The 20623-nt window shown below is 42.0% G+C and carries 33 protein-coding genes; all 33 read left to right on the top strand.

Features of this window, described 5'->3' with window-relative positions:
* Nucleotides 1-37: 37 nt before the first annotated feature.
* A complete protein-coding gene (locus tag HMPREF3129_RS09930; RefSeq protein ID WP_070486972.1) occupies nt 38-1135 on the top strand; it encodes a replication protein in 1098 nt (365 codons plus the stop codon).
* A complete protein-coding gene (locus tag HMPREF3129_RS09935; protein WP_070486974.1) occupies nt 1135-2511 on the top strand; it encodes a replicative DNA helicase in 1377 nt (458 codons plus the stop codon). Before HMPREF3129_RS09930 ends, HMPREF3129_RS09935 begins: the two co-directional genes overlap by 1 nt.
* 23 nt (nt 2512-2534) lie before the next feature.
* Complete coding sequence (locus tag HMPREF3129_RS09940) at nt 2535-2870, top strand: hypothetical protein (RefSeq protein ID WP_070486977.1); 336 nt, start codon at nt 2535-2537, stop codon at nt 2868-2870.
* Nucleotides 2871-3206: a nucleoside triphosphate pyrophosphohydrolase family protein gene (locus HMPREF3129_RS09945; protein WP_139142874.1), complete on the top strand. Its 336-nt coding sequence runs from the start codon at nt 2871-2873 to the stop codon at nt 3204-3206. It begins immediately after the preceding gene.
* A 454-nt stretch (nt 3207-3660) separates the two neighbouring features.
* Nucleotides 3661-3849, top strand: coding sequence for a Lar family restriction alleviation protein (locus HMPREF3129_RS19140; RefSeq protein ID WP_070486983.1), 189 nt, complete (start codon nt 3661-3663; stop codon nt 3847-3849).
* A 157-nt stretch (nt 3850-4006) separates the two neighbouring features.
* On the top strand, nt 4007-4450 hold the full coding sequence (locus HMPREF3129_RS09965) for a recombination protein NinB (RefSeq protein WP_070486985.1): 444 nt from the start codon (nt 4007-4009) through the stop codon (nt 4448-4450).
* 42 nt (nt 4451-4492) lie between these two features.
* The gene (locus HMPREF3129_RS09970) at nt 4493-5869 is read left to right on the top strand and encodes an SIR2 family protein (protein ID WP_239505101.1); all 1377 of its coding nucleotides are present in this window, start codon (nt 4493-4495) and stop codon (nt 5867-5869) included.
* A 101-nt stretch (nt 5870-5970) separates the two neighbouring features.
* A complete protein-coding gene (locus HMPREF3129_RS09975; RefSeq protein WP_070486988.1) occupies nt 5971-6195 on the top strand; it encodes a DUF3310 domain-containing protein in 225 nt (74 codons plus the stop codon).
* Nucleotides 6192-6314: a protein NinF gene (locus HMPREF3129_RS19085; RefSeq protein ID WP_275430391.1), complete on the top strand. Its 123-nt coding sequence runs from the start codon at nt 6192-6194 to the stop codon at nt 6312-6314. Before HMPREF3129_RS09975 ends, HMPREF3129_RS19085 begins: the two co-directional genes overlap by 4 nt.
* Nucleotides 6307-6927: a recombination protein NinG gene (locus HMPREF3129_RS09980; protein ID WP_070486990.1), complete on the top strand. Its 621-nt coding sequence runs from the start codon at nt 6307-6309 to the stop codon at nt 6925-6927. The genes HMPREF3129_RS19085 and HMPREF3129_RS09980 overlap by 8 nt, the downstream gene beginning before the upstream one ends.
* Nucleotides 6927-7118, top strand: a complete 192-nt coding sequence (locus HMPREF3129_RS09985) for a hypothetical protein (RefSeq protein ID WP_049199110.1) — start codon at nt 6927-6929, stop codon at nt 7116-7118. Before HMPREF3129_RS09980 ends, HMPREF3129_RS09985 begins: the two co-directional genes overlap by 1 nt.
* Complete coding sequence (locus tag HMPREF3129_RS09990) at nt 7115-7870, top strand: antitermination protein Q (protein WP_070486992.1); 756 nt, start codon at nt 7115-7117, stop codon at nt 7868-7870. Before HMPREF3129_RS09985 ends, HMPREF3129_RS09990 begins: the two co-directional genes overlap by 4 nt.
* Before the next feature lie 317 nt (nt 7871-8187).
* Nucleotides 8188-8493, top strand: a complete 306-nt coding sequence (locus tag HMPREF3129_RS09995) for a phage holin family protein (protein WP_049199107.1) — start codon at nt 8188-8190, stop codon at nt 8491-8493.
* Nucleotides 8490-8894 (top strand): structural protein, encoded by a 405-nt coding sequence (locus HMPREF3129_RS10000; RefSeq protein ID WP_070486994.1) that lies wholly within the window; start codon nt 8490-8492, stop codon nt 8892-8894. Before HMPREF3129_RS09995 ends, HMPREF3129_RS10000 begins: the two co-directional genes overlap by 4 nt.
* Nucleotides 8891-9343: a lysis protein gene (locus HMPREF3129_RS10005; RefSeq protein WP_070486996.1), complete on the top strand. Its 453-nt coding sequence runs from the start codon at nt 8891-8893 to the stop codon at nt 9341-9343. The genes HMPREF3129_RS10000 and HMPREF3129_RS10005 overlap by 4 nt, the downstream gene beginning before the upstream one ends.
* Nucleotides 9343-9567, top strand: coding sequence for a hypothetical protein (locus HMPREF3129_RS10010; protein WP_070486998.1), 225 nt, complete (start codon nt 9343-9345; stop codon nt 9565-9567). The genes HMPREF3129_RS10005 and HMPREF3129_RS10010 overlap by 1 nt, the downstream gene beginning before the upstream one ends.
* A 43-nt stretch (nt 9568-9610) precedes the next feature.
* Complete coding sequence (locus HMPREF3129_RS18720; RefSeq protein ID WP_175437868.1) at nt 9611-9772, top strand: hypothetical protein; 162 nt, start codon at nt 9611-9613, stop codon at nt 9770-9772.
* Between the two features lie 265 nt (nt 9773-10037).
* A complete protein-coding gene (locus tag HMPREF3129_RS10015) occupies nt 10038-10568 on the top strand; it encodes a Rha family transcriptional regulator (protein WP_070487000.1) in 531 nt (176 codons plus the stop codon).
* 21 nt (nt 10569-10589) lie between these two features.
* Entirely contained in the window at nt 10590-10748 is a 159-nt protein-coding gene (locus HMPREF3129_RS18725) for a hypothetical protein (protein ID WP_175437869.1), read from the top strand.
* Nucleotides 10741-10923 carry a hypothetical protein gene (locus tag HMPREF3129_RS10020; protein ID WP_004247755.1) on the top strand — a complete coding sequence of 61 codons (183 nt, stop codon included), beginning with the start codon at nt 10741-10743 and terminating at the stop codon, nt 10921-10923. Before HMPREF3129_RS18725 ends, HMPREF3129_RS10020 begins: the two co-directional genes overlap by 8 nt.
* Before the next feature lie 17 nt (nt 10924-10940).
* Nucleotides 10941-11573: a terminase small subunit gene (locus HMPREF3129_RS18335; RefSeq protein WP_083297156.1), complete on the top strand. Its 633-nt coding sequence runs from the start codon at nt 10941-10943 to the stop codon at nt 11571-11573.
* Nucleotides 11557-13044 carry a phage terminase large subunit family protein gene (locus tag HMPREF3129_RS10030; protein ID WP_070487002.1) on the top strand — a complete coding sequence of 496 codons (1488 nt, stop codon included), beginning with the start codon at nt 11557-11559 and terminating at the stop codon, nt 13042-13044. The genes HMPREF3129_RS18335 and HMPREF3129_RS10030 overlap by 17 nt, the downstream gene beginning before the upstream one ends.
* Complete coding sequence (locus HMPREF3129_RS10035) at nt 13044-14399, top strand: anti-CBASS protein Acb1 family protein (protein WP_070487004.1); 1356 nt, start codon at nt 13044-13046, stop codon at nt 14397-14399. Before HMPREF3129_RS10030 ends, HMPREF3129_RS10035 begins: the two co-directional genes overlap by 1 nt.
* Entirely contained in the window at nt 14350-15279 is a 930-nt protein-coding gene (locus HMPREF3129_RS10040; protein ID WP_070487006.1) for a phage minor head protein, read from the top strand. Before HMPREF3129_RS10035 ends, HMPREF3129_RS10040 begins: the two co-directional genes overlap by 50 nt.
* 3 nt (nt 15280-15282) lie before the next feature.
* Nucleotides 15283-16557, top strand: coding sequence for a hypothetical protein (locus HMPREF3129_RS10045; protein WP_036905475.1), 1275 nt, complete (start codon nt 15283-15285; stop codon nt 16555-16557).
* Complete coding sequence (locus HMPREF3129_RS10050) at nt 16557-16994, top strand: gp53 minor capsid family protein (protein WP_070487009.1); 438 nt, start codon at nt 16557-16559, stop codon at nt 16992-16994. Before HMPREF3129_RS10045 ends, HMPREF3129_RS10050 begins: the two co-directional genes overlap by 1 nt.
* Nucleotides 16995-17010: 16 nt before the next feature.
* Nucleotides 17011-18105: a major capsid protein gene (locus tag HMPREF3129_RS10055; RefSeq protein WP_004247762.1), complete on the top strand. Its 1095-nt coding sequence runs from the start codon at nt 17011-17013 to the stop codon at nt 18103-18105.
* Between the two features lie 9 nt (nt 18106-18114).
* On the top strand, nt 18115-18288 hold the full coding sequence (locus HMPREF3129_RS10060) for a hypothetical protein (protein WP_004247764.1): 174 nt from the start codon (nt 18115-18117) through the stop codon (nt 18286-18288).
* Nucleotides 18289-18345: 57 nt separating this feature from the next.
* A complete protein-coding gene (locus tag HMPREF3129_RS10065) occupies nt 18346-18744 on the top strand; it encodes a DUF7370 family protein (protein WP_070487011.1) in 399 nt (132 codons plus the stop codon).
* The gene (locus HMPREF3129_RS10070; protein WP_036905483.1) at nt 18744-19085 is read left to right on the top strand and encodes a hypothetical protein; all 342 of its coding nucleotides are present in this window, start codon (nt 18744-18746) and stop codon (nt 19083-19085) included. The genes HMPREF3129_RS10065 and HMPREF3129_RS10070 overlap by 1 nt, the downstream gene beginning before the upstream one ends.
* A gap of 1 nt (nt 19086) precedes the next feature.
* Entirely contained in the window at nt 19087-19455 is a 369-nt protein-coding gene (locus tag HMPREF3129_RS10075; RefSeq protein WP_070487013.1) for a hypothetical protein, read from the top strand.
* Nucleotides 19452-19820 carry a phage tail termination protein gene (locus tag HMPREF3129_RS10080; RefSeq protein WP_070487015.1) on the top strand — a complete coding sequence of 123 codons (369 nt, stop codon included), beginning with the start codon at nt 19452-19454 and terminating at the stop codon, nt 19818-19820. The genes HMPREF3129_RS10075 and HMPREF3129_RS10080 overlap by 4 nt, the downstream gene beginning before the upstream one ends.
* A 64-nt stretch (nt 19821-19884) precedes the next feature.
* Nucleotides 19885-20623 (top strand): Ig-like domain-containing protein (locus HMPREF3129_RS10085; RefSeq protein WP_070487017.1); only part of this gene is annotated, 739 nt, incomplete at its 3' end.

The raw sequence follows: 20623 nt of genomic DNA on the forward strand, positions 1-20623 counted from the left end.
AATGAAATTTTGAGTGTTTTCAAAAGGAAGGTGCTTAATGGCTAGCTTGGCAGAGAACAATGTCGTTCAGTTGAGGCCTCAGGTTATCAACTTGGAGGAAAGAGTGGCTAGAGTCGAGGATGGTTACACAAAACTAGCCAATGAACTTTACGAAGAATTAATTGGCGCAAACCTAACAAAGAATCAGGCAAAAGTTGCTCATGCTATTTGCAGGAAAACTTATGGGTTTAATAAGAAAACAGACCGCATATCAGACAGTCAGTTGGCGGAGTTAACTAGACTACCAAGACAGAAAGTTAACAAGGCAAAAAATGAGCTTATCGCTATGAAAGTTATAGTGAAAGTTGGTATGGCGATAGGGCCCAATAAAAACCTAACTGAGTGGGATATTCCTGACTGTCACCAAAACGGTGTCATTGTCACCAAAACAGGGACAAAAAGTGTCACCAAAAGCGTGACAGCGCTGTCACCAAAACAGGGACACACAAAAGAAACTATTACAAAAGAAAAGAAAGAAAAGATCCCCCTTACCCCCATTGGGGAAGATATCGCTCTAGAAATTCTCGATTATTTTAATCAGCTAACCAATTCTAAATTTCAATCTACGGAACCCATCCTAAAAGCGCTTAATACCATCAAAGCTAAAGGCGAATGCTACACAGCTGATGAAATTAAACTTGTGATGGAGTGGGCTGTTAAGACTTGGACTAAAGGGAAGGACTTAAAACCTCAGAACTTGTGTCGAATGACTCGCTTCGATGGCTACCTTTCAGACGCTCTCAAGTGGAAAAACCGAGACGGTATCAATCCTGTCGATTGTCCTCATGAAGAATTAATTAAAATCTGGAACAAATACGTTCCTGAAAGAGCCATTGATTTTCATGAGTGGACATCACGCAGACCTGCTTACAAAGATTTGGAGGCTGTCTGGAATGGCAAAACTAACAAAGGGCAATGGCGTGAAGTAAAACACATGGACACCTGCTTCAAGCTGATATCGCAATCAAGTTTATTCACTGGTGTGCAAGACAAGGGGTGGTTAACTCTTGACTGGATCTTAACACCGACAAGATGGTCGCAAACCTACGAACAAGCCAAGCGCGAATATACCGAACGGAAAAAAGGGATTGTTTAATGGAAAATAAATTCACGGATTATTACTCAGAGCAGGCTGTCATTGGCGGAATACTGATTGCCACATCTGAAACAGAAGAAATTGCTATCTCAGCGATTGAAAGTTTAGTTGCTGACGATTTCACATCATCGGCTCACAAAGCCATATTTAAAGCCATGCAAAGCCTTGTTAGAAATGGCTCTAAGGTTGATTTGGTTTTACTGAATGGAGAAATTGAACAGCAAGGTAATTCAGATATTACTGGCGGGTTCGGCTATCTTGCTGAATGCACTAAAAATACATCAAGCATTCAAATGTTACCCGGTTATGTTCAGAAGGTTAAGGATCTAACCACGGCACGAAAAACGCTTGCTGTTCTCAATGAAGGTATTGCGAAGATTAGCTCATCAAACGTTAGCAACCTTGTTGATGTTGTTGGTGAGGTACAATCCTCAATCTCATCAATGGACACAGGTAGCGTTGTTGAAACACAGCACATCATGGACGGTGTGAATGAGTCGATAAATATTCTCGAGTCGATGATCAACGGTGATATCTGGAAATATAAAACTCAGTTTGGCTTACCTGATATCGATAAGGCATTTGGTGGATTTAATAACACCGATTTGATTGTTGTTGGTGGCCGTCCGGGTATGGGTAAAACCATGTTCAGTACAGCAATTTCAAAAGCAATCGGATTGAAGCAAAAGAAACCCGTTGTTTTTTATAGCCTTGAAATGCCCTCGTGGCAGATATCAGAACGCATTTCATTTCATCACGCGGGGGTTAACAAGCAAGACTTACTCGGTGATGATAAATCGAAAATCAACATGGATGAGGCTTGGGCTAAGTTATCTCATGCGCTTGCTGACATTCAGGAATCACCGATTTATATCAATGACCGACCATCAATGAGCATTCATGAAATACGTGCTGACGCTAGAAAGATGCACAAAAAAACGGGTGGTTTAGGTGTCATTATCGTTGACTACTTGCAGAAAATGAAAATGACCAATCCTGAAAATATGAATCAGTCAGTAGGTGAGATTGCAACAGGACTAAAAAACCTCGCGAAAGAGCTTAAGTGCCCCGTAGTCGCACTGGCACAGTTAAACCGTAACTTGGAGCAACGAACAAACAAACGCCCCGTTAATGCTGATTTGAGAGAGTCTGGCGTTATTGAGCAAGAGGCTGACGTTATCTTCATGATTTATCGTGATGAAAAATATCATCCCGACACCAATCTGAAGGGTATCACTGAGGTTATTTGCACAAAATCACGACACGCACCAGGTGCAGAAAAAACATATTACTTCACTAACGCTCGCGGTGGTTTAGATCAGGCGGTATTGAGCAATATAAACAGCGACTACGTAGATGAAGAAATTGAGTGTTAACATGCAAGAGGATTTTTAGATGAATGAACACAGAAAGTTTATTTGAAAAATGTAAACGGCTCACAGAGGAAAACAGAGAGCTGAAAACAGACAGAGTTATCTCAAGACAAAAAATATCAAACCTACGATTAGAAATTGAATCACTGCAGCGAGAACTGGAAATTAAAAACTTCGATGTTTCTTGCATCCCACCAATACAAATCACCCCACAAGTTACTGGATGGCTTCTTGAGTACGGAATGCCGTGGGAAGTGTTTTACTGTGACAAATGTAAAAGTTGGTTTACTGAGTTAGACACTTTATTCCCTTGGGGTATTGATAACAGTGGGTGTCAGTGTGATAAACATGAGGATTTTTAGATGAACATTAAACAATTACAGCAACAAATCCATCAACAAAATAAATCTGCAGGATGGTGGGATAATCCACGCGAAAAAGGGACATTACTTTGCCTTATTCACTCAGAAATCAGTGAGGCGATGGAGGGTGAGCGCAAAGACTTAATGGATGACCATTTGCCACATAGAAAAATGGCAGAGGTTGAACTTGCTGATGCAGTTATTCGTATTTTGGATTATGCCGGAGCCTTTGGTTATGACATTGAAGGGGCTATTGCTGAAAAGCTCGAATACAACAAGCATCGAGCAGATCATCAGCGTGAAAACCGCATCAAGAAGGGCGGAAAACAATTCTAACAGGAGGCATCTAATGCAGGGAACTAATTGGGTTAAGATAAAAAGTGAACTACCGAAACCTAACGAGCCAGTATTACTAATTTACCACGGCAGAGTTTACAACAGTGTTTTCTACTTGCAATCGTACGATTCAGCTAGCGGGTGGAGATGGTCTTTCGTTGATGATGATTGTTCATTCATTGCTTTACATGGCGCTAGTCACTGGATGTACATCAAAGACATCCCACTCCCACCAATGCCAGAGGGTGAATGATGAACAGAAAACTGAGAATAGCAATTTCGCTATTAATTCTGTACCTAGTTTTATTCGTTCCGATTTCCATCGGGCTAATGAGCGAAGGGAAAGATTTTATATCAATATTTATCGCATTTAACGGCTGTATTGTTGCTGCAATTATCCTTATCGGGCTGCTGTTTACATTGCTGAAATGGATAGATTAAACAGGGAAATAACATGAGCGAACTCAAGAAATGCCCGTTTTGCGGATGTGACCGGATTTTTGTCGGTACGTATGAGTATGAAGAATTTGACGGTAAAGCATACTACAAGGCGGAGTGTAATTCATGCGAAGCAGAGACGGGATTTAAAGATAGTAGACAGGAAGCAATCGCAGCATGGAACAGGAGAGATAACAGTGAGTGATAAACCATGAGCATTTCAGCAATCACGACGATTAGATGTTTTTTCACTGGTCATAAATTCGAAAAGCAAGAAAACTGCTGTAATGACGGATCATATTTCTTTTGCTCTCGATGTGGCATGACCCTATGGAGATATAACATTAAGTACAGGAGGAATAATGCAGAAGCAAACATTCCTACTCAGGAATACCCAGATACTAAAAAACCTTAAAGCCGCACTAGATAATTTACCCCTTAACGAAGAATTTCCCCTAGAAGTAAAAATCTCAGAATCCAGCCGAACACTACCGCAGAACGACATGTTTCATGCGCTATGTGGAGATGTATCAAAGCAAATAGCGCTCAACAATGAACCACTGAAATTATGGCAGTGGAAGAATGTCTTTGTGTCTGGCCACTGGATGGTTACTACAGGAGCGAAAGAGTCACCGTTAATTAGGGGAATTGAAGGTGAGCTATTAAACATACGCGAGAGTACGTCTCAGATGGGGAAGAAGCGAATGAGTAGCTTAATTGAATACTCGACAGCTTGGGCGGTAGAAAGTGGCGTAAAACTGCGTACAACTCGTTATGAATACAACTACTATGGTCAAACTTATTAAAAGTATTGCCTATTTATCGATAATAAAGTAAGGATAATAGCAATGTATACATTATCAATGGATAGTGCCATGAATAGAGATTATAAACAGTACCAAGAAGATATTACTGATGATATTAAAACGTGTATAGAAACGCTGGAATGTCAGCCAATATTGTTTGTAGGGTCTGGATTTAGTCGTAGATATGCTGATGGGTTAGATTGGCCTAGTCTAATCAAAAAGTTAATATCAGAATGCCCTGAAGTTGATAAGCAATTTGCATTCTATAAACAAAGGAATGAGTCCTTAATTGATATTGGTAGTATTTTGAGTGATAAATACGCGAGTTGGGCATGGGGGGATGGTAATGTACATTTCCCGAAGCAATTGTTTGACGAGAGCTACAAAGCCAGTATTTATGTTAAATATATTATCTCTCAATATTGTAAGGAGTTAAAAATAATTAAGTCCGAACAATGCGCAAGAGAGATCGAGTCGCTACAAGAAATCTGCCCGCATTCAATAATTACTACAAATTACGACAATGTGATAAATGAAATTTTCCCTGAATATCAAGATATAATTGGTCAAGAGGTATTAAAAACCAGTTACGATAGTATTGGTGAAATATTTAAAATACATGGATCTTGCGAAAAACCAAGTTCTTTGGTGTTTGACAGGGAAGATTATGACGATTTCTCTAAAAAGAAAAAATACTTAAGTGCAAAACTACTTACATTTTTTGCTGAACACCCATTGTTATTCATAGGCTACAGTGCTGAGGATGACAACATTAAAAGTATAATCTCTGATATAGATGAAATTATATCTGATAATGAAACAATAATTCCTAACATATACATGCTCAAGCGAGATGAGCAAATAACAGATAAATCATACCCATTAACTGAAATAAACATAACAACGGAAAACAACAAAAACGTAAGAATTAAATATATAGTGGCAAATGATTTTACATGGGTCTACAAGGCATTCGCAGCTCAACCATCAATGAAGAATGTTAGCCCTAAAGTGTTAAGGGCGCTTTTAGCGCGTAATTACAAGCTAGTAAATAGTGATATACCAAAGCATATAGCCCAACTTGATTATTCGAGGCTGACCTCTCTTGCGTGTGAAAATGGGGAATTAGAAAAATTATACGGCATTACAGACGGTGATTCATATGACGCTTTCTCAGCAAACTATTGTTATGTCATTAGTGATTTGGCATCCCAGATGGGTTATAGCAGCTGGAATTATGTCCAACAATTACTACAAAAAATAAAAGAAGTTTCAGGTATTGATATTAAAGCTACAAACAACCAATACCATCAACTTGTAACGACAGGTAAAAAAGGAACGGTGCATAAGTACTCGCGAGAGGCTTTGCAGCTCTTGACGAAGGCAAAGAACAATGAGCCGTTTGACGTTGAAGTATAGATAAATCCCTCTATAAATTAGATTTAGATAAAAAGCCCACTTAATAGTGGGTTTTTTGTTTTAAAAATTAAATACATGAAACTCAAGGAGCAACAAGAGCAATGACAGACAACGTAAATAACCCACCACACTATGCATCAGGTGACATTGAGTGCATTGATGCCATTAAAGCCAGTATGACCAGAGAGGCGTTTCTAGGCTATCTCAAAGGCAATATTCAAAAGTACGTCTGGCGATACGAAAAGAAAATTAATCCAGTCGAAGATTTAAAAAAGGCTCGCTGGTATATGAGTCGACTCGTTGAAGAAGTGGAGACTGGAAAATGAACTGCCAATCATGCAATAGACAGCTAACAGATGATGAGGTTTATGTGTGTGCTCAGTGTGCTGATGAATACGCTCATTTGGAAGTGATGGATAAAATCAAGGAGGAAAAGAGTGGCTAAGGCTAAAAAGTCGAAGCTCAAAACCTGTAAAGTCTGCAACAAAGAATTCACTCCCTACCTATCTACCCAAAAAGTTTGTTCCACATCCTGCGCAATAAAATTCGCCTCAAATGAAATTAGACGGACCGAAGAAAAGGACCGTAAAAAACGTTTATCTGAGGAAAGAAAAATATTGCGGATCCGAAAGGAAAAGTTAAAGACAAAATCAGACTGGAACAAAGAGGCCCAAGCGGCAGTAAATAAATACATCTTTTGGCGAGACTATGGTCAGCCATGTATTGCTTGCGGTTGGCCCTTAAATTATGGAGTAAGAGGTGGGTCCGTAGATGCCAGTCATTACAGGTCAAGGGGTTCGGCAAGTCATTTAAGATTTAATTTACTCAATATTCACGCTGGCTGTGTTCACTGCAATAGGGACCTGTCAGGAAATCTCATTCCATATCGCATTAATCTCATCAATAAAATCGGCGAAGAGCGAGTAACTCGTTTAGAGCACGATAACACGGTCCGTAAATTCGACATCGAATATCTCAAGCGAATGAAATCAATATTCACTCGTAGGGCCCGTTGGTATGAGAAAAGGCGAAAGGATCAATATTCGGAGGTGGCTTAATGTTTACTGACTTAATCGCAGCTATTGAAGAAGCAAGATATTTAAAATCCAGATCAGGCGGTCGAGTTAACTTCTGTGTAATGCAGGTTATGGACTATATGGAAGTGGTTAGCGGATTAATGGATGGCGTTAGGGTTTTATATACAACGGCTAATGATGATTATCACACAGTATTACCGGAGGCGAGATGAACCTAGAAAGCGCTGTTAAATATCACTTCGCCAAAACAACATCAATATCAGATGCGCCTAGCTCAACATCGCCAGATAGATTAACCGGTACTGATGTTATGGGCGCTTTTGGTATGTGTCAGAGTAAAGAGTCATTCGGCTATTCAGCATTCTTGGGGAAGATGGGAATAAGCCGAAATGACAGAGACAAAGCGATACAACTTTTAACTCGGCATGCATTGAATCATTGCGACAAGGTTCCAGCCTTACGCAAGCTCGATATGAATGTTAAGCGAAAGGTAATGCAAATACTCGCAAAATTCGCTTATGCAGATTATTGCAGATCAGCATCAAGTGTTACTGAGTGCGTAAAGTGCAATGGATCAGGTTTTAAGGTAAGGGCGATTAAGGTTAAAAAAGTCTTTGGTAAAGAAGTTAGCATTATTAATGACACCGAGTCATGCGCTTGTGATAAGTGTAATGGTAAAGGTTATGTTTCTTGTGCGTGCAATGACTGCAAAGGGCGTGGCATGGCAATAGACAAGGAAACGCTAAGGTTAACTGGTGAAGCTGTCAGTATGCCTTGTAAGCGTTGTTCTGGTCGTGGTTACGAGCGAATACCTGCATCAAAGGCTTTTCAGGCTGTGTCTCATTTAGGGATTACGATTGATCAATGGAAGCGTTCAGTTAGTAAATTTTATGAGTCATTGGCGGTTGAGTGTGAAAAAGGAGAAAGTAACGCAGATTACATACTAAAAAAGGTAACAAATTAAAAACGAATACTTCTAACGAATGAATTGACTTTTGCACCTTTCTGTGTAAATATCGTTCTAACGATGGGTTATTGCCATTTCGTTAACGTTAAAAGAATTCAAGACCTCGCTTCGGCGGGGTTTTTTGCTATCTGCAACCTGTAAGGATTACTTACAAGTTCAACTCTCCGGAATTTCCGGATAGTTCACATTCAGAAGATCGCTTAGGCGGTCTTTTTTCGTATATGCCGACCATAGAATCAATCACAACACCTCACGTTCACACAAGAGCTGTGAGTCGGCGTTCTATTAACTAATTCCTCCAGAAAGGAGGCGGTATGACACGAATGGACGAGAAAGACAAATTCAGTGCCACCGCATGGGGTGTCATATTCGCTATCTCCCTATACGGCGGATTGGCTAGATACATTATTGACAATAAACGTAACGGTTATCGCTGGAGCTGGGTAGGAGCAATTATGCAAATGTTCGTATCTGGCTTTGCTGGAATGATGGGCGGTCTTATATCAATAGAGCTTAACGCCTCATTCTACTACACGTTATTTACGGCTGGCTTATGTGGTTCCGCTGGCTCTTTAGCATTGGATTTCTTCTGGGATAAGTTTACAGGGGGTAAGAAGTGAGTAGACCAGCACGCGGTGAGCGCAATAATAATCCAGGCAACATTCGACACGGTTCGAAATGGCAAGGACTATCCGCACAGCAAACAGATCCGAGCTTCTGCCAATTTGTATCACCTGAGTACGGTATACGGGCCATCTATAAGTTACTGCAGACATACCAAAATAAATACGAATTAAACACTGTCGAGTCGATTATCAATCGATATGCGCCACCAAATGAAAACAACACTACTGGCTACATTAATCGTGCCGCAAAAGATATCGGCGTTAGTGTAAATGAACCTATTAACGTTTCATCTAGACCAGTTGCTATTGCATTAGCTACGGCGATTGTAGGTGTTGAGTTGGGTTATCAACCGTATTCACAAAAAGTCTTTGAAGATGCCTGGTTGTTGTTATGAGTAAGAAGTTGCTAATTGCCTGTGCTGTGATGATGACGCTGTTGTTTATCACAGTTCGATGGCAGGCAGGGAAAATTGATGAACTGAAAGAATCAAACCAATCACTCACCGTGCAACTCTCACAACAAGTCGAAATCAACAAAGACTATCAAGCCCGTATCACTCGACTAAATCAACTCGATATTAAATACACTCAGGAGTTAGCCAGTGCAAAGAATGAAATCAACACTCTTCGTGATGCTGTTAGCTCTGGTTCTAAGCGGGTGTACGTCAAAGCCGAGTGTCCAAAGGCCGGAACCGATACCACCGAAAGCGGAAGCAATGAAGCCGCCCCACGACTTAGTGAAGCAACTGAACAGGATTATTGGCGTCTCAGAGAAATGATGACTGAGAACGAAAAGCAAACCCTGTATCTGCAGGACTATATCAGAACGGAGTGTTTACGATAATGGCGATATTCAACCGTCTGACAAAAGAACAGATAAAACAGGATTATGACCACTACGGCCTGTTTATGGGGGTTGTGCCAATCTATGTTGGTGACCCTAAGGGGGAGTGTCGTGTAGCTGTCCGGAACTGGTGGCCTGACTGGTTACTTGATTTGGCGGATGCCATACACAGCCTGACCCCATATGACTATTGGGCGATAAAGCTCACAGGTCAGATAAAGTAATAACGCCTCGCTAAATAGCGGGGCTTTTTAATGGAGAAATACTATGTCGGAAAAAGATAAACACTTTGGTTTCGCAGCCGACAAGCACTGCGCCAATCATGCTGGCGAGCACTGGTGGTATAAAAAGATTGAAGGCGGATTTACTGAGTGCTGTGAATACGACAATGAGTGCGAGAGGCACAAAGCTATCCGCGACAAAGAATAACCCCGACAAGGTTAGATAATTTGTTAAACCGATAAAGAGGTGATCCAAATATCTTGACTGCTAGGAACAGACTAGAAGTGGCTTAGCAGTGTATCGCTAAGCTGCGAACTCTACGCATTTTATCGCTCATTCACAGAGCAATTCAAAAACGTCGAATCCGATCACTTTGATATGAGCCTTCGAGGAAGTCAGTTATAGCTGGCGAGCTTCGACGGGCTGATTTTCTATGTGAACGAGGGTTCATTTCAAATGAAGGTAATACGCTATGAATAATACAATCGTTATCCCTGAATTTAATTTCCAAAAGATGGTTATGGCATCTGATGGGCAAGTATTAACAACAAGTAAAAAGATTGCTGATTATTTCGGCAAGCGACATGACAACGTTTTACGGAAAATTAGACAGGTCAGAGATGAGTGTCCTGATGATTTTGCCCGCCTCAATTTTGAGGAGACTGATTTTATTGATAAAAATGGCGATGTACAGCCAATGTTTAAATTAACAAAAGATGGTTACATTTTGGTTGTTATGGGGTTTACGGGGAAAATGGCTACCTTAATTAAGGTTAGATACATCGAAGCATTTAACTGGATGGCAGAGCAAATTAATCGCTGGAAAGTTTTAGGTGAAGAGGCTCAGCATCGTCATGCATTAAAAGCGGCAAAGTCAGAATTAAAAGGTCGACTAGGTAGTCAGTTAATGAATAAACGGAAGAAAGAGAAGAAAGCACTGCAATTGGAATATGAGCAAATACTCTCACTGACTCAACCCAAATTATTATTTGTAGATGAATAGGCCTTTTTTATTGGGTGGAATATGAAAACAGGAACACTGCATTACAAAATGACACTGCGCCGTTACATGTATCCATTGTTTATTATCGGCGCTTTAATTCACAGCAGTTGGCTAATGAAGCTCTGTTTTAAGAAAGAAATTGTGTTTGAAGGCCAAGAAGTGGAGTTGAGTAGTGAATAAATATCACGTAATAGCAACTAAGAAAGACGGCACCACATACGAAGGCATGATGACCACTAAAGAGCCTCGTGTGACGAACGGTTTAATCGGTATCGCATCACTCGATGGCTCATGGGTATACATATCACCCGATGAGATTAGTGATATTAAATATGTGCCAGTGGTTGAACAGTAAATATTAAAGGAAAGGGTATGGCTCAAAATAAACCAACGCTCACAGATGAGCAGAAAGTTCTTTTTGATGGCCTAACAAAGTTACAACAGAAATTCGTGTTAGGCATCTTGAAAGGACTCAATCAAACAGATGCTTACAAGCAAGCTGGCTATAAGGCAAAGACAGAAGAAACGGCGCGTTCATGTGCAAGTGAAATCCTAACAAATCCTAACGTTAAATCGTTCTTAGATGCAATGAATGAGGTAGCCATTTCTAACGCAATTATGAGCCGTGAGGAAGCGCTAGAGAGACTTTCCTCTATCGGACGTAGCTCAGTATCAGAAATGGTTGAATTCAGCGAGCATAAGATGGGAACGGATGACGATGGCAAGCCTGTTATTCAATCTGTGTGGAGATTTAAAGACTCCGCATTACAAGACCCAAAAGCACTAGCAGCAATATCTGAACTCACAGCAAGTAAAGACGGTATCAAACTAAAGCTTCATGATCCTAAAGCGGCGATTAAACAATTAGCTGATATGCAGGGCTGGGAGGCTCCAAAGAAAACAGAGCTCACTGGTAAAAATGGTGGGCCAATAGAAGCGTTAGCCTTAACCAAAGATGAATATAAGAACGCTCGACAGGAGATGCTAAATGAGGACGACTGTTGAGCAAAGAAACTTTGCACGTAAGCTAGAGTGTGAAGAAAGCGGGCTGTACTTCTCTCGATACTTCTTCAAACAACGCACTGGCGGGAAGATGATAGTTGCACCTCATCACTACGCAATACAGAACGCGCTGGATAGAGTTATTAATGGAGAGATTACGAGGCTAATTATTAATGTTCCTCCTGGTTACACAAAAACAGAGCTCGCAACTATTAACATGATGGGGCGAGGCATGGCGATAAATAATCGCGCTCGTTTCATGCATCTATCCTACTCTCACAACCTAGCATTACTCAACTCATCGACAACTCGCAGCATGGTTAAGTCGCAAGCATTTCAATCTATGTGGCCAATGACTTTGCGCGATGACGCTGACAGTAAGGCTATGTGGTGGAATGATTTTGGCGGCGGTGTTTATGCCTCATCAGCAGCAGGGCAGGTAACAGGTTTTCGAGCTGGTCATATGGAGTCTGGCTGGCAAGGTGCGTTGATCATAGATGACCCAGTTAAACCAGATGATGCGTACAGCGAGACCGTTCGTGATGGTGTAAATAATCGATTTAACGAAACAATCAAATCACGACTAGCTATTGAAACAACTCCGATGATCGTGATCATGCAGCGCATTCATTACCACGATTTGAGCGGATATCTACTACGCGGTGGTTCTGGTGAGAAATGGCATCACCTTTACTTACCAGTAATCATTGATAACTCGCAGTCGTATCAAGAGTTATTTCCTGAAAATACGCACGCTATACCTATTGAGCATGGACTTGATGATGGCTGGCTGTGGGAGTTTAAACATAACGAATCACACAGAGCAGCTTTAGAGTCACACCGTAGAACATTTGAAGCGCAGTATATGCAACGACCTCGAAGATTTAACGAGGAAGGCGCCCTGTGGAGTGAACAAATGATAGGCGCGGCTCGCGAGTTGAACATCATAGAGAAGTTAGCTAGAACCGTGGTGGCTATTGACCCGCAAGCCACAAACTCAGATGAGAGTGACGAAACCGGTATTGCCGTTGCAAGCGCATACGGCGGCGGAGATAAGCGACAGTTTACAGTTGACGGTGATTACAGTGGCAAATACTCACCTAATGGGTGGGCGACGAAAGCGATATGGGCCTATGAACATCATAAGGCTGACGCAATAGTCATTGAAACCAACCAAGGTGGCGATATGGCTGAGGACACTCTAGTTAATGCGGGATTCAAAGGAAGGGTGATAAGAATTCACGCTAGCAAGGGGAAGTTTGCCCGCGCTGAGCCGATATCAGCCTTATATGCACAAGGTAGAGTTTGCCATAGTGGAAACTTATTTAAGCTAGAAAACCAGATGATGGAATACGTTCCGCAAACTGCCAAGAAGTCACCAGATAGGCTTGACGCTGCTGTTTATGCTCTGACTGAATTAAGTGAGCCTTCAGCTATTGGCATGATTGTTCCAAAACGATTACTGAGGCGATAATGCAAGAAAACATGAAACTAGCCGTCAATCACATAGTGAGTGATGCGATAGCTCGAGCCCGTATGGCTTTGGTTAATCCAACCATGGGGCTTGATGCGAAGCGATCATCTGCTTGGTGTGAATACGGATTCAAACAAGATTTAACCTTTGAGGATTTATATAAGCTATTTCGCCGTGGTGGTATTGCCTTTGGTGGGGTAACAAAACTCGTAGGTAATTGCTGGAAAACATCACCTCAAGTGATTGAGGGTGATAAAGCAGATAAATACAAGAAAGAAACCACTTGGGAGGCTTCATTTAAAAAGTACGTGAATAAACGTATTTGGAAAGCGTTCAAAGAAGCAGATCAGAAACGTCTTGTTGGTCGCTATGCGGGTTTAATTCTTCATATCAATGATAGTGGAAAGTGGCATGAGCCTGTCACGAAATCAAAGCTACTTAAAAAAGCAACGCCAGCATGGGCGAATGCAATTAAGCCTACTGATTGGGTAACGGATATTAATTCTCCTAATTACGGTCAACCTAGTATGTGGCAGTACACGGAGACGCTACCAAATGGTGGGACTAGAAATATCAATATTCATCCGGATAGGATTTTCATTCTAGGTGATTATTCAGTTGACGCTATCGGCTTTCTTGAGCCTGCCTATAACGCCTTTGTAAGTCTTGAAAAGGTTGAGGGGGGTTCTGGTGAGTCATTCCTTAAAAACGCAGCAAGACAGCTAAATATCAACTACGAAAAGGAAGCCAGCCTTGATGAAATGGCAAGAATGTATGGCGTTGACATTGCTGGGTTGCAGGAAATTTATAATGAAGTAGCAAGAGAAATCAACGCAGGTAATGACTCAGTTCTTGTTACGAAGGGCGCAAATGTTAGTCCTATGGTTACCGCCGTATCAGATCCGACACCAACTTATAACGTCAATCTTCAAACCGCATCAGCCGCAATGGATATTCCATCCAAAATATTGGTTGGTATGCAGACTGGCGAAAGAGCCAGCACCGAAGATCAGAAGTATTTCAATGCACGATGCCAATCACGCAGAGAAAGCGAACTCTCATTTGAGATAGAGGACTTCATCGACCACCTAATTAACATCAAGGTACTAGAGCCTATCGGTGAGAAAACAGTTATTTGGGATGATTTAAATGAGCAGTCATCTACTGAAAAACTGGATAGCTCCGAGAAAATGAGTCGAATTAATCAAACCTCTCTCGCTACTGGTGAGCCGGTGTTTAGTGTCGAAGAAATTAGGGAAGCGGCTGGCTATGAAAATGATAGTGAAGAGCCATTAGGTGAAACTGATGAAGATACAGAAGATAAGGACGGCGATAAGACCCGGAACGAAAGCTGATCCAACATCAGTTGATAAACTAGAACGTGGCGCAATGAGAGAGTTTGCGAAACGCATTCGCAGAATATCAAAAGGCTATATTCAACTTCTTAATAGAATCCCCTCTGAGCCAGTCGTCAATAGAAAATACCAATTCGATTTAGACCCTAACTATCTATCAATACTATTGAGAGATGGTGAGCTAATGGTTGATGAGGTGCTTTTGAATGGTGGCGAGTTTGGTAACTTTCTTTTCCTTGAGTATGTGAGCACAGCATACGAAAGAGGAACAGCACAGCAGTATGCAAACTTAGCACAGCAATCAACTGTCTACGCAGCAACTCAACAAAGTGTTGCAACGATACTGATGAGTGAGCCATATCAACTAAGAATGGCTCTAGTTCGCGCTCGTGTGTTTGAGGAGATGAAAGGGTTGTCAGGTCAGGTTAAAGCTGACATGGCTCGCATTCTTACAGATAGTATCGCGAGGGGTTTAAATCCTCGTGAAGTAGCGAGAAATCTAACCAATCAATCCGGCATTGAAACTCGTCGAGCTAATCGGATAGCAAGGACAGAGATACCAAGTGCATTGCGTAGGGCGCGATTAGATGAAGCCGACGAAGCCAAGGAAATGCTTAACCTTGAAACTCGCGAAATTCATATCTCTGCACTAAGCCCAACGACGAGAGCTAATCATGCAGCTAGGCACGGGAAGATGTTTACGTCTGATGAACAACGTGATTGGTGGGCTCGTGACGCTAACTCAATTAACTGTAAATGCTCAACTGTAACCGTTCTTGTTGATAAAGACGGCAAACCTTACAACAAGACTCTCATCAATAAACTGTTAGAGGAAAAAGAAGCCATGAAAGAACGTGGTTATCAATGGGCGGAGGAATAACTGATGCCAATTCAAGTAAATGTCACGACCAAGGTTAATAGCGCCTCTATACGGCGTGAAACATACAACGGTCGTGAACACATTATTATCCCAAGTTACACGCTACCAGCAAACGTCATTATGAATGGTGGATTATATCCAGCAAGTGAGATTGACGCCCATTACCGAGAGTTAGAAGGCACTCCTGCGCCATTAGGGCATCCTACGCTTGATGGTCAGTTTGTATCAGCGCTTTCTTTTGAAGGTCTTAATGTTGGGTATATCGGCGCGGCAAACAGGAATGTTTCCAAGGTCGGCAATCGCATCTATTTAGAAAAGTGGATAGATGTAGATAAGGCTAAAGAGTCAGAAGGCGGTAAAGAAGTTCTTCAGCGCGTCGAAGCGATTGAAAGTGGTGAAAGTTCAGAGCCAATTCATACGAGCGTTGCTGTTTTTCTTGAGCAGATCGAAGCAAACGAAGAACAGAAAGCGCAGGGTTATAACTGGATTGCAAAGATACACAGCATGGATCATGACGCAATTCTGCTTTATGAGTCAGGCGCAGCAACACCAGCTCAAGGCGTTGGCATGATGGTTAATGCTGATCAAGCCACAGAGGTTAAAACTAACAGCGGCGCTCTGGTTGGTGAAACTTATCGTGAAAAATCTCATCGACTTGAAATGGCTGCAAAGAAACAGTTCGTTGCTGGTGATGGTTATGTGTGGGTATCGGACTTTACAGACACTCATGCAGTAATCGTTATCGATGGAGGTAATGCAAAACTACATTCCTACACAAATGAAAATGGCAACATCACCTTTGATGCGCAAGGCGAAGAAGTTGAGCGTCAAGAGTCGTGGGTGAAGGTTGTAACAAACAAACTTAAATCAGCTTTCAGTAAACCGCAGGCAAGCCCTGCAATCAATAACAGCACGGAGGGCGACATGCCTTTAACTCAAGAAGAAAAAACAGAGCTTTATTCAGAAATCGGCAATCAAATTGCTGCGAATGTAACAAAAGCATTGGAAGGTATCACGTCAAAAATCGATACGTTACAAGCCAATCAAGATCAGTTAAAAGAAACTTTAACCGCAAATCAACGCGCAGAAGAAACCGAAATGCGCAAAGCAGTTGCCGAAAAATACGGTGAAGTGGTGGCTAACTCACTGCAAGGTCAAGCACTGATCGACATGCATAAACAAATTGGTGACGCAGCAAGTTTGGCCGGCAACTCAGGCGCACAGCAAGAGCAAACTGGCGCACCAGATCCAGCAGCATACTTTGGAGGTGCTAAATAATGGCTACTAGTCGCTATCGCCGTGTAAACCTTGACGGTAAATCAATCACAGAAACTCGCGCAGCAAAAGCAGTTACGTTGCCGGGCACTTTTGTTGTTATTAACGCAGACAATGAGTTCGCTCAAGCCACCGCATTATCCGGTCGCATTTATGTAGCCAATCCAGCATATCACCAAGGGCTATCTATTCGTGATGGCGTTCCGGTTGGTGATTCTCTAGTTGGTGAGTATGTAGAAGAAGGTCGAGAGTTGGCCGTATTAGTTCCTGCTGGCGATTATAAAAAAGACTCTCCGATCAAGCTTGGTGCTGATGGTAAAGGTGCTCTTGCATCCGCTGATACGGAATCAGTAATTGGCTACTCTCAGGATGAAGTGACACTAAAAGCTGATGATTTCATTCGTGTTCGCTTTCGTGTTGGCACTGTGGCTGCTGCGTAATTAAAAGGAAAAAACTATGTTTTATACTGCTGAAACTTTAGCAACAAATAGCCGACTGCAACGTCAGTGGGATAGCCTATGGGCTACACGTAATATCTATAATACGCAACATAACCTGATGATAAACCAGTATCGGAATGTTATGGATGGTGAGACTTTAGCGGCAAACCAGTCAGGCGGTTTCTCTAAGGACTTTTGGAAAGAAGTAGATAACAATATTATTCAGTTGCGCGACCAAGAAACAGGCATGGAAATCGTCAATGATTTAATGGGCCTGCAAACAGTGTTACCAATTGGCAAAACAGCGAAACTGTATAACGTGGTTGGTGATATTGCTGATGACGTATCAATCAGCATCGATGGTCAAGCGCCATACTCTCATGATCATACCGATTATGGTTCTGATGGTGACCCAATCCCAGTATTTACCGCTGGCTTTGGTGTTAACTGGCGTCATGCGGCGGGTTTAAGCACAGTTGGCATTGATCTTGTTCTTGATTCTCAAACTGCAAAAATGCGTCAATTCAATAAGAAAGTAGTTAACTACTTCTTAAATGGTGATGCATCTATTAGTGTTGAGGGATACAAAGGCCAAGGCCTGAAAAATCACCGCAACACAGCGAAAATCGACTTAGGAGCTTCTGGTGCTAATATCGATTTAACCACTGCTGATTTGCCTGCATTGTTAGCGTTCTTTGGTTTTGGTGGTGCGTTCGGTCAGACTGCATTCAACAACAAAGTGGACGCTTACGATGTTATGTGGGTGAGCTACGAAGCATGGGGTAACTTAATCAAGCCTGTGGTTGTTTCTGTCGGTGCTGGTGCTGGCAATAGTGTGGTAAATGGCCGCATTATCGATACATTACTACCGTATGCTGGCGTGAAAGAAATTCGCCCTACTTATGCGCTTAAAGGCTCTGAGTTTATCGCTTATCAACGCCGTAAAGATGTAGTGACACCGTTAGTTGGTATGGCAACAGGTGTTGTTCCTAAGCCTCGCTTTATGCCACAGGAAAACTATAACTTCCAAATCATGAGCGCAGCAGGTCTGCAAATTACTCGTGACGGTGACGGAAAGTCAGGTGTGGTTTACGGTGCTAAACTGAGCTAAGGATCTGCAATGACAAAGTACGAGGTTATCATCCCTTGGCATGGTGTCGAAAAAGGTCAGGTGGTTGAGTTAGAAAATCTTCATCCAGCCTTTAAGGCTAATGTTAGAGCATTATCTAATGATGCCGCTGAATTGGTTCCAGCCACACCAAAAGCCAAGTCTAAAAAAGACAAAGACGAATAGCCGCGAAAGCGGTTTTTTTTATGCCCTCGAAAGGGGGCTTTGCTTTGTGAGGTAATAATGATCACAAAAGAGCAAGCCAAAGAGTACCTGACAGGGCAGGGAATAGAATTACCTGATTTTATTCTTGATGCACTTATTGAGCAGGTAGGCAGTATTCAAGAGTGTCTTGATAAACACTATCCATCAGCAACCGCACTATTAATCCAGATGTATCTGCTTTCACTCATGGCGCTTGGTCAAGGTGATAAGTATATCAGTTCACAAACAGCACCTAACGGCGCGTCACGCTCATTTCGATATCAATCGTTTGGTGATAGATGGAAAGCGGCTGCGTCACTACTGAGTGGTTTAGATAAGCACGGTTGTGCTAATGGGTTAATACCAGCCGATCCAACTCAAACTGCTCATGCTGGTTTGTGGATAGCGAAAGGTGGCTGTATGTGTAGGGGGGCGTAATGAGTTCAGTTGCGAATTGGGCTTACACCTCGTGGGCTACCTTATGGCGACCAAACGGAAAAGATAAATACGGCAAAGCCACATTCTCAGAGCCGGTTCATTTTCTTTGTGGTTATGGTAGCGAACTTAAATCTGGAAAGTTGGATGTTGGCTCTGAAATCACCATTAAGTTGGTTTTCTGGACTGAGTATGCTGATGCTAAAAAAGGTGACTTTATCGCTATTGGTAGGCACTCAGGCGATCCGTTATCTGTCGGTGCTGATGAAATAAAATTCATCAAACGCGATGAAGACCTATTTGAGCATATTGCAGATGACTACACTCTGATAACGGCGGTGTGATATGGGCGCAAAAGTAAGGGGTATTTCTCAGGCTGACGCAAACCTTAGAGCACTTGTTGGTGACATACAAGGTAAGAAAGTGATGAGAGCTATTCAGTCAGCTTTGTTGATTGGTAGTGCTCAGGCGGCTATATACACACCTATTGATACATCAACACTTATCAACTCCCAATTCAGGGAAGTCACAGTTAATGGCACTAGAGTAACCGGTCGCGTCGGATATACAGCAAACTACGCGGTTTATGTTCATGATCCAAGAATTAAGCAAAACTTTAGGCGTTCAAGTGCTCGTAAAGAGTTCTTATCTCGTGGTTTTGAAGATGAACGCAAGGCTATTGATGACGCGGTGAGACGGGAGCTTCAAATATGATACACGAGAAGTTTGAGCGCTACTTAAACAGAGGTAATTTACTCGATGGTTTCATCGTTCAATATCTGACGTGGAATGAGCAACCAGACGAAAAGACTCAGCAATATGCTGTTATTCAGCCTGATGATGGTAGCGGACGATTTGCTGATTTGGGTGCTGATGATTTCGTGACGCTTGTTCTAGTATCTGCGCAGTATGATCCTGAACCTGCACTGATAAGAGCTAATGAAATTCTAAACTTTGTTGCTGAATTCCCTGATGATTGCGAACTCAATTCAATCTACAACTTAGGCGGTCTACCAAGACCCATACCGACAGAAGAAGGTCGGTTTATCCTCAAGCTTTCTTTCCGATGTACATCTTAAATTAAACACATATCAACAGGTCGCTTATGCGGCCTTTTTTATTTGCAAATAAAGAGGTTATAACATGTCACAATGTCCTGACAAAAAAGGGTTGGTGATGGGTAATGCGGGAATTATCCGTATTGCAAAAGGATGCCCTGACCAAGTACCAGCACAAGATCAGTTCTTACGCTTAGGTGCATTAACAAGCAAGTCATTTGATTTTGGTATGGAGACGGTAACGTCTAATGCTGATGATATCAAAGGGTTAACAGAATCAATTGTTACTGGTGCTGACTTCACCATTAGTTTTGATGGGGAATTGAAGAAAGCTGGCGTAACTGGCTCTACTTCTGCTTTCGATATTGCAAAAGAAATTCTTGATGAAATCAAAGCTGGTCGCCAACCAGATTATTGGATTCAACTTGATATGAAGGGTGATGGTTCTGACGTTGTTCAGGGCTATATGTTGTTTACATCATGGTCTATGGAGTTTCCAACAAAAGAAATTTCCACTTATTCGGGTGAGCTAAAAGTTGCCGATGCAGAAACGGTTGAATGGCTACAAGAAGAAATCGTTGTTGAAAATGTCGCCGTCGAGCCAGCTACTCTGTCTGTAAAGGTGGGTGAAACCAAGACATTTACCGTCAAATTTACCCCAACCGATGCGACGAACAAAAACTACACTGCCGTAAGCGATAAGCCGAACTTTGCAACAGTTACCCAGCTCGTGAATGTGGTCACTGTGCGTGGTGTTGCCGAAGGCACTGCAAATATCACTGTTACATCCGAAGATGGTAATAAAACTGCAAAATGCGTGGTCA

This window comes from Proteus sp. HMSC14B05, from assembly GCF_001808035.1.
Classification (GTDB): Bacteria; Pseudomonadota; Gammaproteobacteria; order Enterobacterales; family Enterobacteriaceae; genus Proteus; species Proteus mirabilis.

What these genes read in the sequence shown, in the direction of transcription:
- HMPREF3129_RS10005 (WP_070486996.1), top strand. Translation starts at nt 8,891, where the DNA reads ATGAGTAAGAAGTTGCTAATTGCCTGTGCTGTGATGATGACGCTGTTG.
- HMPREF3129_RS10050 (WP_070487009.1), top strand. Translation starts at nt 16,557, where the DNA reads ATGGCTACTAGTCGCTATCGCCGTGTAAACCTTGACGGTAAATCAATC.
- HMPREF3129_RS10030 (WP_070487002.1), top strand. Translation starts at nt 11,557, where the DNA reads ATGAGGACGACTGTTGAGCAAAGAAACTTTGCACGTAAGCTAGAGTGT.
- HMPREF3129_RS10015 (WP_070487000.1), top strand. Translation starts at nt 10,038, where the DNA reads ATGAATAATACAATCGTTATCCCTGAATTTAATTTCCAAAAGATGGTT.
- HMPREF3129_RS18725 (WP_175437869.1), top strand. Translation starts at nt 10,590, where the DNA reads ATGAAAACAGGAACACTGCATTACAAAATGACACTGCGCCGTTACATG.
- HMPREF3129_RS10045 (WP_036905475.1), top strand. Translation starts at nt 15,283, where the DNA reads ATGCCAATTCAAGTAAATGTCACGACCAAGGTTAATAGCGCCTCTATA.
- HMPREF3129_RS10035 (WP_070487004.1), top strand. Translation starts at nt 13,044, where the DNA reads ATGCAAGAAAACATGAAACTAGCCGTCAATCACATAGTGAGTGATGCG.
- HMPREF3129_RS09930 (WP_070486972.1), top strand. Translation starts at nt 38, where the DNA reads ATGGCTAGCTTGGCAGAGAACAATGTCGTTCAGTTGAGGCCTCAGGTT.
- HMPREF3129_RS09975 (WP_070486988.1), top strand. Translation starts at nt 5,971, where the DNA reads ATGACAGACAACGTAAATAACCCACCACACTATGCATCAGGTGACATT.
- HMPREF3129_RS09965 (WP_070486985.1), top strand. Translation starts at nt 4,007, where the DNA reads ATGCAGAAGCAAACATTCCTACTCAGGAATACCCAGATACTAAAAAAC.
- HMPREF3129_RS09940 (WP_070486977.1), top strand. Translation starts at nt 2,535, where the DNA reads ATGAACACAGAAAGTTTATTTGAAAAATGTAAACGGCTCACAGAGGAA.
- HMPREF3129_RS18335 (WP_083297156.1), top strand. Translation starts at nt 10,941, where the DNA reads ATGGCTCAAAATAAACCAACGCTCACAGATGAGCAGAAAGTTCTTTTT.
- HMPREF3129_RS09990 (WP_070486992.1), top strand. Translation starts at nt 7,115, where the DNA reads ATGAACCTAGAAAGCGCTGTTAAATATCACTTCGCCAAAACAACATCA.
- HMPREF3129_RS10010 (WP_070486998.1), top strand. Translation starts at nt 9,343, where the DNA reads ATGGCGATATTCAACCGTCTGACAAAAGAACAGATAAAACAGGATTAT.
- HMPREF3129_RS09970 (WP_239505101.1), top strand. Translation starts at nt 4,493, where the DNA reads ATGTATACATTATCAATGGATAGTGCCATGAATAGAGATTATAAACAG.
- HMPREF3129_RS09935 (WP_070486974.1), top strand. Translation starts at nt 1,135, where the DNA reads ATGGAAAATAAATTCACGGATTATTACTCAGAGCAGGCTGTCATTGGC.
- HMPREF3129_RS19140 (WP_070486983.1), top strand. Translation starts at nt 3,661, where the DNA reads ATGAGCGAACTCAAGAAATGCCCGTTTTGCGGATGTGACCGGATTTTT.
- HMPREF3129_RS09985 (WP_049199110.1), top strand. Translation starts at nt 6,927, where the DNA reads ATGTTTACTGACTTAATCGCAGCTATTGAAGAAGCAAGATATTTAAAA.
- HMPREF3129_RS10080 (WP_070487015.1), top strand. Translation starts at nt 19,452, where the DNA reads ATGATACACGAGAAGTTTGAGCGCTACTTAAACAGAGGTAATTTACTC.
- HMPREF3129_RS18720 (WP_175437868.1), top strand. Translation starts at nt 9,611, where the DNA reads ATGTCGGAAAAAGATAAACACTTTGGTTTCGCAGCCGACAAGCACTGC.
- HMPREF3129_RS10055 (WP_004247762.1), top strand. Translation starts at nt 17,011, where the DNA reads ATGTTTTATACTGCTGAAACTTTAGCAACAAATAGCCGACTGCAACGT.
- HMPREF3129_RS10075 (WP_070487013.1), top strand. Translation starts at nt 19,087, where the DNA reads ATGGGCGCAAAAGTAAGGGGTATTTCTCAGGCTGACGCAAACCTTAGA.
- HMPREF3129_RS10060 (WP_004247764.1), top strand. Translation starts at nt 18,115, where the DNA reads ATGACAAAGTACGAGGTTATCATCCCTTGGCATGGTGTCGAAAAAGGT.
- HMPREF3129_RS09945 (WP_139142874.1), top strand. Translation starts at nt 2,871, where the DNA reads ATGAACATTAAACAATTACAGCAACAAATCCATCAACAAAATAAATCT.
- HMPREF3129_RS10070 (WP_036905483.1), top strand. Translation starts at nt 18,744, where the DNA reads ATGAGTTCAGTTGCGAATTGGGCTTACACCTCGTGGGCTACCTTATGG.
- HMPREF3129_RS19085 (WP_275430391.1), top strand. Translation starts at nt 6,192, where the DNA reads ATGAACTGCCAATCATGCAATAGACAGCTAACAGATGATGAGGTTTAT.
- HMPREF3129_RS10040 (WP_070487006.1), top strand. Translation starts at nt 14,350, where the DNA reads ATGAAGATACAGAAGATAAGGACGGCGATAAGACCCGGAACGAAAGCT.
- HMPREF3129_RS09995 (WP_049199107.1), top strand. Translation starts at nt 8,188, where the DNA reads ATGACACGAATGGACGAGAAAGACAAATTCAGTGCCACCGCATGGGGT.
- HMPREF3129_RS10065 (WP_070487011.1), top strand. Translation starts at nt 18,346, where the DNA reads ATGATCACAAAAGAGCAAGCCAAAGAGTACCTGACAGGGCAGGGAATA.